This is a genomic window from Parenemella sanctibonifatiensis, assembly GCF_002250565.1.
Taxonomy (GTDB): domain Bacteria; phylum Actinomycetota; class Actinomycetes; order Propionibacteriales; family Propionibacteriaceae; genus Parenemella; species Parenemella sanctibonifatiensis.
Map to the genome: position 1 here is coordinate 357,179 of NZ_NMVJ01000001.1, position 13,905 is coordinate 371,083.

Here is a 13,905-nt window from a genome sequence, read left to right on the forward strand (position 1 = left end):
GCGGGAAACCTCCTCAGCCTCGGTCGCGTTGCTGGTAGCCGCGCAACAGTCCGGCGGCCGTCGTCGCGTCATCGACGGTGACCGTGATCCGCTTCCCGTTGGTGCGGGTGACGAGGAGCGCTTCCCCAGCGCGCATCACGATCCCCTGCCCGTACGTGGAATTGAAGCGCCAGCCCCAGCCACCAAAGTCGCCCATCGGGTTGATCTCCACGACCTCCACCGAGGCGATCTCATCGATCGGGATCTGCACCCGAGGCCAACCCACGAGCGACCGCGCTTGGAAACCTGCGGCGTCAAAGCGCACCCGAAACGCGGTCATCATCAACACCAGCAGGGCGATCAGGACCCCGGTCCCGGCGATGGCCCATCCTGCCGCAACCTCGCCGATGACGAAGAGATAGACAGCCATCAGCACCAGCGCCACCTGCGAGACCACCAGCACGATCACCCCTGGCCGCGCCATGGTGACGGTCTGCAGCCAGGCCGCCTGCTCCCCGGGCCGCAACGCAATCGGGTCCGGGCGTACGCCATCGGCGGCCTCGGCCGCCACCCGCGGTGTGAGCTGCCAGCCGACCACGCCCAGGACGACTCCGATCGCGAACGCCGCGGCCATCCCCCACCACGGCAGCGGCACCGAGCCGGCGTCCTCGAGGTCGAGTTGCACGATCACGAGCAGCAGCATCAGTACGCCGAAGAAGCCGACGGTCCACAGGTTGATGGCCGAGATCATCCGCAGGTCGAGCGCCCCGCGTCGGCTGCGGCCCGCCAGCGCCAGCAGCGAGATCAGCGCAATCAGAGCCCCGCAGATCGCGCCGGTTGCCACCGGATAGGCCCATGGCGCACCCCAGCCGTCGGGCGTACCGCTGAATCCCCAGTGGGTCGCGACGCGGTCGGGCAGCCGTGGCAGCAACGCCAGCTGCACGACCACCACGGCCGCCGTCAGCACCAGCGGGATCAGCACCCCGACGAGCCAAAACCGCGCCAGCGCGCGCCGATGGTCCGGGTCCCGGCCGTCAGCAACCTCGGTCACATTGATGTCAGCCGCGTCCATCGGCGTCCCCTTCGATCCTGGTGCTTCTTTCGATCTTGGCGTCCCCGTCGATCCCGGTGTCCCCGTCGATCCCGGTGTCCCGCACCAGTTCGGCCACCGTCGCCTGCGACACTCCGAGCGTGCCGGCCCGGCGTACCAGCGCCTCGATGTCGCCGCGCAGCCCCACCACCGCGGTTGCCAGGTCGGTGACCACCGCGCCGCGTCCGCGTCGGATGTCAACCAAGCCCTCGGCCCGAAGTTCCTGGTAGGCCCGCAGCACCGTGTGGAGGTTGACGCCCAACGAGGCCGCCACCTCCTTCGCCGCCGGCAACTTCTCCCCCGGTCTGACCCGACCCGCGGCCAGCTCCTGCCGGATGGCAGCGGCCAACTGCGCGAACACCGGCACCTCGCTGCCGGGATCAATACGGATGAGCATGGGTTAATTCTAGCGCAACTAGCATTACTTGGATCGAGCCGGGCAAGCACCGACTCGGCTCGGAGGGACCCCTCCCCCACATCCACCACCAACACGAAGGCGAGGCGTTCCCGCGGGAACGCCTCGCCTCGTGAACAGGCCGCTTGTCAGCTCGCCAGCGCCTCCTCGGCGGACTCGGCGATGCCGGCTCGGGGGTCCTCGGCGAGCCGCTTGAGGGCAGCCGTCACCACGGTGCTGTCCGCCTCCCGCAGCGCCTGCTTGGCGGTCTCGACCTCGGCGCTGACCCGCTTGCGGGCGATGGTGCCGCGGGTCATCGGATCGATGATGCGCACCAAGATCTCGGCGACCTGATCCACGATCACCGGGTCATCGGAGCCCAGGTAGGACACCAGCGCGGCGACCGAATCCGGGCCGCGCTGCACGAACGCCCGGTTCAGCGCCTCCCGCCGCTCGGCGTTGTCGCCGCCGAGGTGGGCGGCCAGCGCTGCCGGGTCGGCGTTCAGGCGCGCCATCGCCCACCACGCCTTCGCTGAAACGGCCGGGTCGGGGTCGTCGGCGTACGCCTGCACCTGCGGCAGCGTGGCCGGGTCGCCGACCTTGGACAAGGCATGCAGGATGCGTACCCGGGCTGGGTTGCCGATGTCGGAGTCGAGGGCGGCCAACAGCTTCGGGGTCGCGGTCTCGCCGTACGCCACCACCGCCCAGGTCATCGTCTCCACGACAGGGTCGATGGTCTCGTGGCACAGCAACTCGACGAGTTCGTCCAGGGCCTCGGCCGGCTGGTGGCTGCCGATCTCCAGGGCGGCCTGGCTGCGGATCTCGGGATCGTCGTTGCGGGCTGCCTTCAGCAGCTGGTCCACGGGAGTCTTCATGCCGACAAGCCTAGGCGGGCGGTGCGGCGTACGCATGGGAATATGCCGCAGGCGGAAGGGTGGCTCAGGTCGGCGCAGTCCCAAGGTTTCTGTCGGCGTACGCCGTTAGGGTGAGCCCATGGCGCTGGACAGTTCCCCGGACAACCCGCAGCCGCTGCGCGTGATCGCGCTCGCGGTGCAGCAGTGGGTCGGGCAGCTCGGCGCCGTCTGGGTCGAGGCGCAGATCGTGGAGATCAACAACCGCGGCGGCCGCGCCTACCTGACGTTGCGCGACCCCACCGCCGACGTGTCGGTGTCGGTGTCGACCACCTCAGCGGTGCTCGATGCTGCCGGTCCACTGCCGGCCGGTTCCCGGGTCACCGCCTGGATCAAGCCGAACGTCTGGACCAAGACCGGCCGTCTGAGCTACGACTGCCGGGAGATCCGTCCCACCGGGGAGGGCCGCCTGCTTGCACAACTCGAACAGCGCAAACGGATGCTGCAGGCCGAGGGTCTGTTCGACCCGAGCCGCAAGGCGAAGCTGCCGCTGCTGCCGGCCGGCATCGGCCTGGTCACCGGTCAGGGCACCGCCGCTGAACGCGACGTCATCGACACCATCGCCGCCCGGTGGCCGCAGGCGTACGTCCGCACCGTGCATGCTCGGGTGCAGGGCGACACCACCGTCACCGAAGTCATCGGTGCGCTGCAGCGGCTCGACAACGACCCCACCATCGAGGTCATCATCATCGCCCGCGGCGGCGGGTCCCTGGACGACCTGCTGCCCTTCTCCGACGAGTCCTTGGCGCGTGCTGTCGCGGCTGCCCGTACGCCGGTCATCAGCGCGATCGGCCATCAGACCGACACCCCGATCCTGGACCTGGTCGCCGACGTACGCGCCTTCACCCCGACCGACGCCGCCAAGCAGGTGGTGCCCGACATCGCCGAGGAACGCACCCGGCTGATGCAGGCCCGCGCCCGACTCGACCAGGCCATCGTCGGACGCATCGAACGCGAGACCCAGCAGTTGGCGGCGCTGCGCAGCCGTCCAGTGCTGCAGGATCCGACGGCCAGCTTCCGGGGCCACGAGGATGTCCTGGCCCGACTCCGGGATCGGCTCGACCACGCCGTCGACCGGCACCTGGAACGGGCCAGCGCCGAGTTGGGTCGCAGCCTCGCGCAGGTCCGCGCGATGTCACCAAAGGCGACCCTGGAACGCGGCTACGCGATCCTGGCCGACGCCGACCGGGCCTCGGTCACCTCGGTCGACGACGTTGAGGTCGGGGCGCCACTGTCGGCTTACCTGGCCGACGGCGTACTCGACCTCGAAGTGCTGGGCCACCACAGCCCTGACACCGGCCCACCCCATGCCGATCCCACTGACGCCGACCCCACTGACGCCGATCCGACCGACACCCACGCCGAAGACGAGGAGACTGCATGAGCGAGGAACTCAGCTATGAACAGGCCCGCGACGCGCTCGTCGACGTCGTGCAGAAGCTCGAATCCGGCGGCGTGCCGCTGGCCGATTCGATGGAGCTGTGGCAGCGCGGCGAGAAGCTGGCCGCGATCTGCGAGAGCCACTTGGCCGGCGCGCGGCGTACCGTCGAACAGGGGCGCGCAGCTCGAGAGGCCGACGAAACCGACTGAGGTCGGGTCCGGAGACGTCCGGGGCCCATCCGTGGCGTCAGGTCGGTGGACGCCAACTCAGGCCAGGGTGCTGGCGTACGCCTCGATCGCCTCGTAGCTGGTGTCGGCGCTGACCACGGTGGTCACGCCGTCGGCGCTGCGCACCAGACTGCGGGTCCGGCCGTCCTCGCTGACCAGCCGTTCCCATTCCTGCCCGTTGATGCTGCTGGCGCCGTCGGCGGTGCCTTCCCGACTCATCTCGGGGACGATCCGGTCGGCCGCGGGCCCATCACGTTGGGTCAAGGAGTACGCCACCTGGTCCGGTCCCAGATAGACCAGCCGCCAGGTGTTGCCGGGCTCGGGTTCGCCGTTGAGGCCGGGCTGGCCCTGATTCAGCCAGCTGGCCCGCATCGGCTGCCAGGCCTCCGGCAGGTTGTCGGGGACTAGGACCGCGTACGGGGACTGCTCGCGCGCCGCCTCGATGGCCAGCTCGACCTCGGGGTCACCGGTCGGCCCCTCGCCGGGTCGCTGCGCCAGCCACTGGATCAGGATCACGGGCAGCAGAATCACCAACAACGCCACAATGATGTGGATGGCGGGGGGATTCGGTCGGCGGCTCATCGCTGCTCATCGTGCCACGGGCGACCGAACAAGACGAACCGCGACCAGACACCAACCGCGCCGTCAGCGGCTCGCGCGGTCCCTGCCGTGCCTGCCGCCGCAACGTCTGCGCGTTGGTTAGGCTGACCGCGTGCGCGTGGTGGAGGAGTTCGGCCTGCTGGCCAGCGAGATGCTGAGCCTGTGGCTGCGCTATTTCCCGCAATTGGGCGTGTGGTTCTGCCTCGGCTGGACGCTGAACAACCTCACCCTGTGGTGGGCCGGCAACCTCGGCGGCGACCTGCGCTGGCTCGCGATGATGGTCTTCGTCATCGGCGTGGTCGGCATGGTGATGGGTCTGGTGATGATGATCCATTCCATCGAACCTGGGCTGCACACCCCCGCGGAGATCCTGCGCCGCCAGGGCCGCGGGGAACCGCTCACCGTCCCCGAAGGCCTGGTCACCAGCGAACGCGCGATGGATGTCGCGACCTCGGCACTGGGACCCTTTCTGGCCGTGTACGCCGTCTGGGGTCTGGTCGAGGACCAGGTCAGTGCCCTCTTCCTGACCACCTCCCTGCACAACCGCGAACTCGATGATCGCAGCATCGACCTGCGTGACTGGCAGCTCTATCTGGTGATGGCCATCGGCGCCTGGGTGCTGAAGAGGCTGCTGACCTGGCTGTCGACCAAACGGCCCGGGCCATGGTTCAGCCTGCCGGCGCTGCTGGCTGAGGGCGTGATGGTGTTCACCAGCTTCTTGGCAATCTTCCGGATCAGTTCCAATGTCATCGACTGGCTGTCCGGGCGCCGCCTTGGCGAAGCCATCGACCACGCCTGGCGGACTCTCGTCGACGCCATCCCGGACCTGCACCTGCCCTTCGACCTGACGCTGCCCAAGGTGATCGAAGGCGCGCTCAGCTGGCTCTGGTCTGACTTCCTGCCGGCCATGTGGCAGGGCCTGATGCTGCCGCTGATGTGGCTGGCCCTCACCGCAGTGGTCTTCGGTTGGCGCGAGATCCGCGGCCGCGACCTGCTCGAGGGCACCCGCTTCGACCTCACCAACGAGGCCGTCGCCGCCCGCGCCGAACGCCTCGCTCCCCTGGTCCGCGGCCCACTGGGCCAGGTGCTCGACGCCCTCACCGCCGACCTCAAGGACAAGTACATCCCCGTCGTCCGCGCGCTGCGCCTGATCGCACGGTCGGGGCTGCCGTTCATCGGGGCGTACCTGGTGCTCGCGACGCTGATCGCCGTCGCCGGCGACCTCTTCTCCGTGCTGCAGCTGCAGTTGATCGGACCGCAGTCGGCGCCGGTCGCGTTGGCGTGGATACCCCTGCTGGATCTGATCCAGGGCCTGCTGTTCACCAGCTTGTCGATCGCCCTGTACGCCGCCGCCTTCGACCGCGGCATCGCGGACGTGACCGGCGCGGACTGGCGCCGCCGCCGCATCCAGCGGGCCACCCGCATCGCCGCTCCGAACTGAGCCCGCCTCAGGGCCGCAGGTCGATGCTGGTCTGGCCGTCCCACCGGACCCGCAGGCGCAAGTCGTTGTCGACGACGTCGGCCGGGACCACGAAATAGACCTGCAGCTGCCGCGGTTCGCCGGGCACCAGCGGCTGTTCCTCGGTGCCGGAGCAACTCGCCATCGGTGTGTCGGCGCCCTGCAGTAGTACGCCGTCCCGGGCCCAGACCCGTTCGTCGGCGTCGCGCAGTTCGAAGACGCAGTACCAGCTGGCCGGGACCTCGGCGACGGTCACCTCGACCGTGGCAACAACGATCACCGAACCGTCCGGGGCGGCGATCGTCTCCCCGTCCCGGGTCGCCGGCACCGAGGCGCGTTCCTCGAAGCCGAGCAGTCGAAACTCCCGCCCTTGATGGGCTGCCGTCCCGCCATTGGCCGCCGCGGCGACGACGATGTCGCGCTGGGAGGACCCGTCGGTGAAGCCCAGGAAGCCAGCCGCTGCCAACGCCACCGCCAGCATCGGCAGGAAGAACCACCACGCTCGTCGGGTGCCGACCTTGGTGGTGGGTTCATCGGGCACCGCCCGAAACCACTCCGGATCGACCGGGTCGGCCGATTCGACCGGCTGTTGCTGATCGCTGGCGGGCACGGCCCGAAACCAGTTCGGGTCGACCGGATTGCCCGGCCCCTGCTCCCCCGTGCTCATCTCGTCGTCTCCACGGTCCGGCGCTCGGGCACCCGCGACTCCGCCACCGGGCTGGGGTCCAGGTCAATCCGGAGGCCCTCGGCGTACACGATCACAACGCCGTACTCGGGCCGAATCTCCAGTCGTGCAGGGGTCGCGTCGGCGGGGATCTCGAAGACCACCGAGGCTGTCATGGTGAAGCCGGCCGGCAGCGGCGCGAAGCTCCAGCCACCGGTACGGACCTGTTCATACTCGCGGCCATCGGTGGTCACCAGCCAAATCTTGGTGAGCAGCTGCTGCTCGCGCAGCGCGCCGACCTTGAGCCGTGCGACCACCAACTGGTGGTCGGTCTCCACCACCGGGGCGGTGGACTCGCCGGCGTACATCACCGTGGTCGTTTCGCTGGACAGCACTTCCCCGGCGATCCATTGACCCTGCCCCGGGTCCCCCTCCGCGACATCCACCCAGCTGATCGGCACCTCGTTGGGCGGCGGTCGCAGCAGCGTGATGCCGCCTGCCACCACCAGACACACGAGCAACCCGACCACCCCGGTGCGATACCACCGGGGCCGCGGATCGTACTGATCGCGCTTCATGATGACCCCACCCGGTGTGCGCTCACAGCGGCCTCACCGGCAGGTCAACATGACCGACCACATCACCCAGCGTCCATGACGAGCTGCGGCTCAGCAGGCTTTCGGAGGTGGTCTCGTCGCGGATGACCACGCGGATCCTCTGCGGCGCCTCCGGTACGTCGACCGTCAGCTGCCCGGCCTCGGGGATGTCGGGGCCGAAGCTGCCGGTGCGCGCCTCGCGCCTCACTCGGGCATCCTCCAGCACGGTGCCGTCCTCGGTCTGGATCGTCACCAGGCCGGCATCGAGGTGCTCGGAGGCCTCGTCGGTGAGGAGGACGTCGAGGCTGACGACCAGCTGGATCCCGTTGTAGGTCTCCTCGATCCAAGCTTCGCCTACGGTGATCTCCCAGCGCTGCAGTTCGACCGTCTCGCCGCTGGCGTACGCCCGCCCCACGGCCTCGTCGGCCGGCCGGAAGCCACCCAGCACCCAGACCAAACCGACCAGGACCACCAGCGAGCCGGCGACGATCGCGGTGATGCGCCAGGCCTGTCGGCGTACCGCCTCCTCGAGCAGGAGTTGCTCCAGCTCGGGGTCAGCCCCATCGTCGCGGGAGTCGACTTCCCGCGGTGAGGCCGGCGACGCGTTCATGACGGCAACTCTAACCGCTCGGCCCCGCTCTGCGACGGAGGCGAAATCCGGGCACAATGACGCCATGACTGACTTCCGCATCGAGCACGACACCATGGGTGAGGTGAAGGTCCCGGCCGCGGCGCTCTACCAGGCGCAGACGCAGCGAGCCGTCGAGAACTTCCCGATCTCCGGCACCCCCATCGAACCCGCCCTCATCAAGGCGCTGGCCCAGATCAAGAGCGCCGCCGCCCGCACCAACGCCGAGCTGGGCACCCTGGACCAGGGCCGCGCGGACGCGATCGCCGCGGCGGCCGCGGAGGTCGCCGAGGGCCGCCACGACGGCGAATATCCGATCGACGTCTTCCAGACCGGTTCGGGCACGTCGTCCAACATGAACACCAACGAGGTGCTGTCGACGCTGGCGACGAAGGCGCTCGGCGAAGAGGTCCACCCCAACGACCACGTCAACGCGTCACAGTCCTCCAACGACACCTTCCCGTCGGCGATCCACGTCGCCGCCACCGACGGCCTCGTCAACCAGCTGATCCCCGCGCTGGAGCACCTCCAGGGCTCGCTCGAGGCCAAGGCGGGCGAGTTCGCCGAGGTTGTGAAGTCCGGGCGTACGCACCTGATGGACGCCACCCCGGTCACCCTCGGGCAGGAATTCGGCGGATACGCCGCGCAGGTCGCGTACGGCATCGAACGCGTCCAGGCCGCGCTCCCCCGAGTCGCCGAGCTGCCGCTGGGCGGCACCGCCGTCGGCACCGGTATCAACACCCCGGCCGGCTTCGCGGCCGGCGTGATCAGCAAGCTCGCCACCGACACCGGCCTGCCGCTGACCGAGGCCCGCAACCACTTCGAGGCCCAGGGCGCCCGCGACGCGCTCGTCGAGGCCTCCGGCGCGCTGCGCACCATCGCGGTGAGCCTGGCCAAGATCGCCAACGACCTGCGCTGGATGGGTTCGGGGCCGCGGGCTGGCCTCGGCGAGATCGCGCTGCCGGACCTGCAGCCGGGCTCCTCGATCATGCCCGGCAAGGTCAATCCGGTGCTGTGCGAAGCAACCCTGCAGGTGTCGGCGCAGGTGATCGGCAACGACGCGGCCGTGGCGTACGCCGGCACCACCGGCAACTTCGAGCTCAACGTGATGCTGCCGCTGATGGCGCGCAACCTGCTCGAGTCGATCCGGCTGATCTCGAACGTGTCGCGCCTGCTGGCCGATCGTTGCGTGGCCGGCATCACCGCCAACGTCGATCACTGCCGCGAGCTGGCCGAGTCCTCGCCCTCGATCGTGACGCCGCTGAACAAGTACATCGGCTACGAGAACGCCGCCAAGGTCGCCAAGACCGCGCTGAAGGAAAACAAGACAATCCGCCAGGTCGTCGTGGAGTCGGGTTTCGTCAGTGACGGCAAGCTCACCGAGGCGCAGCTGGACGAGGCGCTCGACGTGCTCAGCATGACCCGCGCACCCCAGTGACACGCAGCTGACCGAGTTCGCGCGCAGGGCGTGCAGTCGATTCCCCCCGAGTCCGGTTCTGGGCCCTTCCGGAGGATCGACTGCATGCCCTGCGCGCGTTTGGGTGACAGACCGTGCACCAACTCACACTCGATGACCACAACCGGGGCTCAACGGAAGCTGTCAAGCGGCAGTTTCAGCGATCGAGTGTGAGTTGGTGCACGCGGGGCTCAGCCCTCCAGCAGGTTGGTGACCAGGGCGGCGATCTGGGAGCGCTCAGACCGGGTCAGGGTCACGTGGCCAAACAGCGGGTTGCCCTTGAGCTTCTCCACCACCGCCACGACTCCGTCGAAGCGGCCGACCCGCAGGTTGTCGCGCTGGGCGACGTCGTGGGTCAGCACCACCTTGGAGTTCTGGCCGATCCGCGACAGCACGGTCAGGAGCACGTTGCGTTCCAGCGACTGCGCCTCGTCGACGATCACGAACGAGTCGTGCAGCGACCGGCCCCGGATGTGCGTCAGCGGCAGCACCTCGATGAGGTCCCGCGCGATGATCTCCTCCATCACGTTCTTGTGGACGATCGAGCCGAGCGTGTCGAAGACCGCCTGCGCCCACGGCGCCATCTTCTCGCCCTCGCTGCCCGGCAGATAGCCGAGCTCCTGGCCGCCGACGGCGTACAGCGGGCGGAAGACGACCACCTTGGAGTGCTGGCTGCGTTCCATCACGGCCTCGAGCCCGGCGCACAGCGCCAGCGCCGACTTGCCCGTACCGGCGCTGCCACCCAGCGACACGATGCCGACGTCCGGGTCGAGCAGCAGGTCCAGCGCCACCCGCTGTTCGGCGGAACGCCCGTGGATCCCGAACGCCTCCCGATCGGCGCGAATCAGCTGCAACTCCCCGCTGGGGAGCTTGCGGGTCAACGCCGACGAGCCGCCGCCGCGTACGACGACGCCGGTGTGGCAGGGCAGGTCCTCGACCCCGGGCACCTCGGCGGTCTGGGTGTCATAGAGCGCGTCGACGACGTCAGCAGTGACATCGATCTCGGCCATCCCGGTCCAGCCCGAGGTGATCGCCAGCTCGGCGCGGTATTCCTCCGCGGCCAGACCGACCGAGGCGGCCTTGACCCGCATCGGCAGGTCCTTGGAGACCAGCACCACCTCGCGACCTTCGTTGGCGAAGTTCAGCGCGACCGCCAGGATCCGCGAATCGTTGTCGCCGAGCCTAAAACCCACCGGCAGGATCGTCGGATCGGTGTGGTTGAGCTCGACGTGGAGGCTGCCCTCCATCTCGTTGACCGGCACCGGGGAGTCGAGCCGGCCGTGCTTGATCCGCAGATCGTCCAGCAGCCGCAGTGCGCTGCGGGCGAAGTAGCCCAGATCGGGATGGTGGCGCTTGGCCTCGAGCTCCGTGATGACCACGATCGGGACGACCACCTCGTGTTCGGCGAAGCGCGTCAGCGCGTTCGGGTCGCTGAGCAGGACGGAGGTGTCGAGGACGTAGGTCTTGAGGTCGGTCTGCTGGCCGGCGTCGTCGTGGACGCTCGGTGACAACTGGATCTCCGGGCTGTCCGGAGTGAAGGAGCTGCTGTGGGACACGCGTGAGTCGGACACGAGGTTCCTCTCCAGGGCCGCGTGTCACCCACACCCGGCCCGCCTGGTTTCAGGTCAGGGCCGGTCAGCTTCGGGGCCTGGTGGTGGCCCTGTGAGTACGTTCACGAGAATCCTCCCGGGTGGCCGGCTTCCCCACCGACCACGTGCCCAACGTAGGCCGCGAAGGGCCGGGATCGGCGTCGCCACACCGACCGTCACCGATTGTTCACCTGGACCTCAGAACACCCTGCATCTCAGAACACCCGCCCCAACAGCACCAGCAGCCCCCAGATCACCGCCACGGCGACCGCAATCATGATCGCCAGCGTGATGAGGACCACGCCGATGGCCTTGATGAGGTACGCCGTGGTGCTCTCGTTGCTGGTGTGCCCCTTGCTGAGTGCATCCTCGAGCAGCCGGTAGTTCTTCCGGTTCGCCCGATGCGCGGCATCGGCGACGTCGCCCACGGCAGGAACCAATCCCAGACCGGTGTCGATGATGAGGTTGCCGGCCATCCGCAGCAGGGTCGGGACCGGGACCCGCAGGCGTACGGCATCGATGAGGATCACGCTGGCCAGACCGGTGGTGGTCGCATCACCGATGCCGGGCACCAGCCCGATCAACGCGTCCAGGCCGAGGCCGAACTTGGTGCCGGGCACCGTGACGAGGTCGTCCATCAGCCGGGCCATGCCGCGGCTGATCGGAGCCGGGCGGTCGTCGGCCTCATCGGGGTCAGGTTGCTTGTTCACGGAGCAACCTTACGGCCGGCAGCCCGCCCGGCCATCGGGGAAACCCCGGGTTTGGCGTCGGTCCGCGCCGGCTGATCGTTCAGGATCCGACGACCCGCCACGCGAAGGCGTACATGAGGGCGCTCATCCGGGCCCGCTGCTCGTTGGTGGCAGCGCCGCCGTGGCCGCCCTCGATGTTCTCCCAGGACCTGACGTCCGCCCCCAGCGATCGCAGCGCCGCCGCGAACTTGCGGGCGTGTCCGGGGTGGACCCGGTCGTCGCGGGTGGAGGTCAGCACGAAGCTCGGCGGGTACGTCACGTCCTCGCGCAGCAGGTGATAGGGGCTGAAGTGCTGGATGAAATCCCAGTCCTCGGTGTCGGGGTCGCCGTACTCCGCCATCCACGACGCGCCGGCCAGCAGGTGGCTGTAGCGCTTCATGTCCAGCAGCGGCACCTGGATCACCACCGCGCCGAACAACTCCGGATATTGCGTCAGCATGTTGCCGGTCAGCAGCCCACCGTTGGAGCCGCCCTGGGTGGCCAGGTGCGCGGCATCGGTCACGCCTCGCCGCGCGAGATCGCGGGCTACGGCGGCGAAATCCTCGTACGCCCGGTGCCGATGCTGCTTGAGCGCCGCCTGGTGCCAGGCGGGGCCGTACTCCCCGCCGCCGCGGATGTTGGCCAGCACGTAGGTGCCGCCACGTTCGAGCCAGGCCTTGCCCATGACGGGCTGGTAGCCCGGCGGCAGCGAGATCTCGAAGCCGCCGTAGCCATAGAGCATCGTCGGCGCGGGACCGGCGTCCGGCGCCTCCGGCCCGACCTGGAAGTAGGGCACCCGGGTGCCGTCCTCGCTGGTCGCGAAGTGCTGGCTCACCACCAGCCCGGTCGCGTCGAACCGTTCGGGGGTCGTCTTGATCTCCTCGGTGGCGAACTCGGCGTCGCCCACGTCGGCCAGCAGCAACCCCAGTGGCGTGGTGAAACCGGAGGCGTCCAGCCACACCCGGTCATCGGCATCGGCGTCATAGGGGCGTACGTGGACCGAGTCGAGCCGCCCCAATCCGAGCGCGTCGAGGCCGAGCTCGGTGCGGCGCCACTGCCCGGCGTCATCCCGCGTGTGCACCTCGAGGCGCTGCACCACGTCCTCCAGCACCGCCAGTACGACGCAGTTGCGGGTCAGCGTCACGTCGTCGAGGAACGCCTTGTCGGTTGGCTCGAACAGCGTCGTCGGCTCGGCATCACCGGCCAGGAAGTCGGCCAGGTCCACCACGGCAACCGAGCCGGCCAGATGCGTGCGGCCGGCGTACGCCCAGTCGCTGCGGGGACGCAGGACCAGCAGGCCGCGGTGGATGTCCACCTCGATGTCGCGCGGCAGGTCGAGGGCGGTGAGCTCGCCGGAGGTCGGGTCGAGGACGTGCGTCGTGGTGTTGTAGAAGGCGTGCATCTGCACGACACCCCAGCGTTCGTGGTCGACGCTGTCGTCGTGCCACGGCGAGGCGACCATGTCCTCGGCGGCAGTTTCGAAGAGCAGCTCGGCCTCCGCCAACGGGGTGCCGCGGCGCCACCGGCGTACCTGCCGGGGATAGCCCGAGGTGGTCATCGTGTCCGGTCCGAAGTCGGTCGCGACCAGCAGGGTGTCGGCGTCCATCCACACGGCGTCGCCCTTGGCCTCGGGGCGTACGAAGCCGCCCTCGCCCTCGGGCACGAAGCTGCGCGTGGTCAGGTCGAACTCGCGCGTCACGTCGGCGTCGGCGCCGCCGCGGGAGAGGGTGACGAGCACCCGGGCGTACGGCTCTCCCTCGACGGGGCGCAGGGACTGGGAGCCGTGCCAGACCCACTTCTCCCCCTCGGCCTCGCTCAGCTCGTCGAGGTCGAGCAGCACCTCCCACTCGGGCGCGTCGGTGCGATAGCTGGCCATGGTGGTCCGTCGCCACAGCCCTCGTACGTGCTCGGCGTCGGTCCACAGGTTGTAGACGAAGTCGCCGTGCACGCCGACGTGCGGGATCTTGTCGGTCGCATCGAGGATGGCGACGAGCTGATCCTGCAGTTCGTCGGTGATCGGCTCGGCGTCGAGCTCGGACTCAGCCTCGGCGTTGCGCTCACGCACCCACGCCAGCGGCTCGTCGCCGGTGACGTCTTCGAGCCACTGCCACGGATCGGTGGTGCCGTCGGGACTGGGCAGGCTCAGTCGGGTTTCGTCGGTCTGGCCGGGTGCGTCAGTCATGGCCGCCACCCTACTGATGGG

Annotated in this window: 14 protein-coding genes; 4 read left to right on the forward strand and 10 right to left on the reverse strand. The window is 69.2% G+C overall.

What is annotated here, in order from left to right; translation table 11 throughout:
* Positions 1-13 precede the first annotated feature (13 nt).
* The 3 genes from CGZ91_RS01755 to CGZ91_RS01765 form a co-directional block, all read right to left on the reverse strand.
* A complete protein-coding gene (locus tag CGZ91_RS01755) occupies positions 14-1,051 on the reverse strand; it encodes a DUF1648 domain-containing protein (protein ID WP_094452246.1) in 1,038 nt (345 codons plus the stop codon).
* Positions 1,038-1,466: a GntR family transcriptional regulator gene (locus CGZ91_RS01760; RefSeq protein WP_094452247.1), complete on the reverse strand. Its 429-nt coding sequence runs from the start codon at positions 1,464-1,466 to the stop codon at positions 1,038-1,040. Before CGZ91_RS01760 ends, CGZ91_RS01755 begins: the two co-directional genes overlap by 14 nt.
* Positions 1,467-1,612: 146 nt before the next feature.
* Positions 1,613-2,338, reverse strand: coding sequence for a HEAT repeat domain-containing protein (locus tag CGZ91_RS01765; protein ID WP_179229170.1), 726 nt, complete (start codon positions 2,336-2,338; stop codon positions 1,613-1,615).
* A 118-nt stretch (positions 2,339-2,456) separates the two neighbouring features.
* On the opposite strand from CGZ91_RS01765, the gene xseA reads away from it, so the two are divergent.
* Positions 2,457-3,758: an exodeoxyribonuclease VII large subunit gene (gene xseA / locus CGZ91_RS01770; RefSeq protein WP_094450625.1), complete on the forward strand. Its 1,302-nt coding sequence runs from the start codon at positions 2,457-2,459 to the stop codon at positions 3,756-3,758.
* Positions 3,755-3,964, forward strand: coding sequence for an exodeoxyribonuclease VII small subunit (locus tag CGZ91_RS01775; protein ID WP_094450626.1), 210 nt, complete (start codon positions 3,755-3,757; stop codon positions 3,962-3,964). Before xseA ends, CGZ91_RS01775 begins: the two co-directional genes overlap by 4 nt.
* Before the next feature lie 57 nt (positions 3,965-4,021).
* Here CGZ91_RS01775 and CGZ91_RS01780 read toward each other — a convergent pair whose 3' ends face one another.
* Positions 4,022-4,564, reverse strand: a complete 543-nt coding sequence (locus CGZ91_RS01780) for a DUF4245 domain-containing protein (RefSeq protein ID WP_094450627.1) — start codon at positions 4,562-4,564, stop codon at positions 4,022-4,024.
* Between the two features lie 130 nt (positions 4,565-4,694).
* On the opposite strand from CGZ91_RS01780, the gene CGZ91_RS01785 reads away from it, so the two are divergent.
* Positions 4,695-6,023 carry a hypothetical protein gene (locus tag CGZ91_RS01785; RefSeq protein WP_094452249.1) on the forward strand — a complete coding sequence of 443 codons (1,329 nt, stop codon included), beginning with the start codon at positions 4,695-4,697 and terminating at the stop codon, positions 6,021-6,023.
* A 7-nt stretch (positions 6,024-6,030) separates the two neighbouring features.
* Here the strand turns inward: CGZ91_RS01785 and CGZ91_RS01790 are convergent, their stop codons facing one another.
* The 3 genes from CGZ91_RS01790 to CGZ91_RS01800 are packed head-to-tail and all read right to left on the reverse strand — an operon-like array spanning position 6,031 to position 7,911.
* Positions 6,031-6,708, reverse strand: a complete 678-nt coding sequence (locus CGZ91_RS01790) for a hypothetical protein (protein ID WP_094452250.1) — start codon at positions 6,706-6,708, stop codon at positions 6,031-6,033.
* Entirely contained in the window at positions 6,705-7,283 is a 579-nt protein-coding gene (locus CGZ91_RS01795; RefSeq protein WP_094452251.1) for a DUF4352 domain-containing protein, read from the reverse strand. Before CGZ91_RS01795 ends, CGZ91_RS01790 begins: the two co-directional genes overlap by 4 nt.
* A gap of 22 nt (positions 7,284-7,305) precedes the next feature.
* Positions 7,306-7,911 (reverse strand): hypothetical protein, encoded by a 606-nt coding sequence (locus tag CGZ91_RS01800; RefSeq protein ID WP_094452252.1) that lies wholly within the window; start codon positions 7,909-7,911, stop codon positions 7,306-7,308.
* 64 nt (positions 7,912-7,975) lie between these two features.
* Between CGZ91_RS01800 and CGZ91_RS01805 the strand changes: the two genes are divergently transcribed.
* Positions 7,976-9,367 (forward strand): class II fumarate hydratase, encoded by a 1,392-nt coding sequence (locus CGZ91_RS01805; RefSeq protein WP_094452253.1) that lies wholly within the window; start codon positions 7,976-7,978, stop codon positions 9,365-9,367.
* A gap of 209 nt (positions 9,368-9,576) precedes the next feature.
* Here the strand turns inward: CGZ91_RS01805 and CGZ91_RS01810 are convergent, their stop codons facing one another.
* The 3 genes from CGZ91_RS01810 to CGZ91_RS01820 form a co-directional block, all read right to left on the reverse strand.
* Positions 9,577-10,902, reverse strand: coding sequence for a PhoH family protein (locus CGZ91_RS01810; RefSeq protein WP_229116424.1), 1,326 nt, complete (start codon positions 10,900-10,902; stop codon positions 9,577-9,579).
* A gap of 287 nt (positions 10,903-11,189) precedes the next feature.
* Positions 11,190-11,684 carry a DUF4112 domain-containing protein gene (locus CGZ91_RS01815; RefSeq protein ID WP_229116357.1) on the reverse strand — a complete coding sequence of 165 codons (495 nt, stop codon included), beginning with the start codon at positions 11,682-11,684 and terminating at the stop codon, positions 11,190-11,192.
* 79 nt (positions 11,685-11,763) lie between these two features.
* Complete coding sequence (locus tag CGZ91_RS01820; protein WP_094452254.1) at positions 11,764-13,884, reverse strand: prolyl oligopeptidase family serine peptidase; 2,121 nt, start codon at positions 13,882-13,884, stop codon at positions 11,764-11,766.
* Positions 13,885-13,905 lie beyond the last annotated feature (21 nt).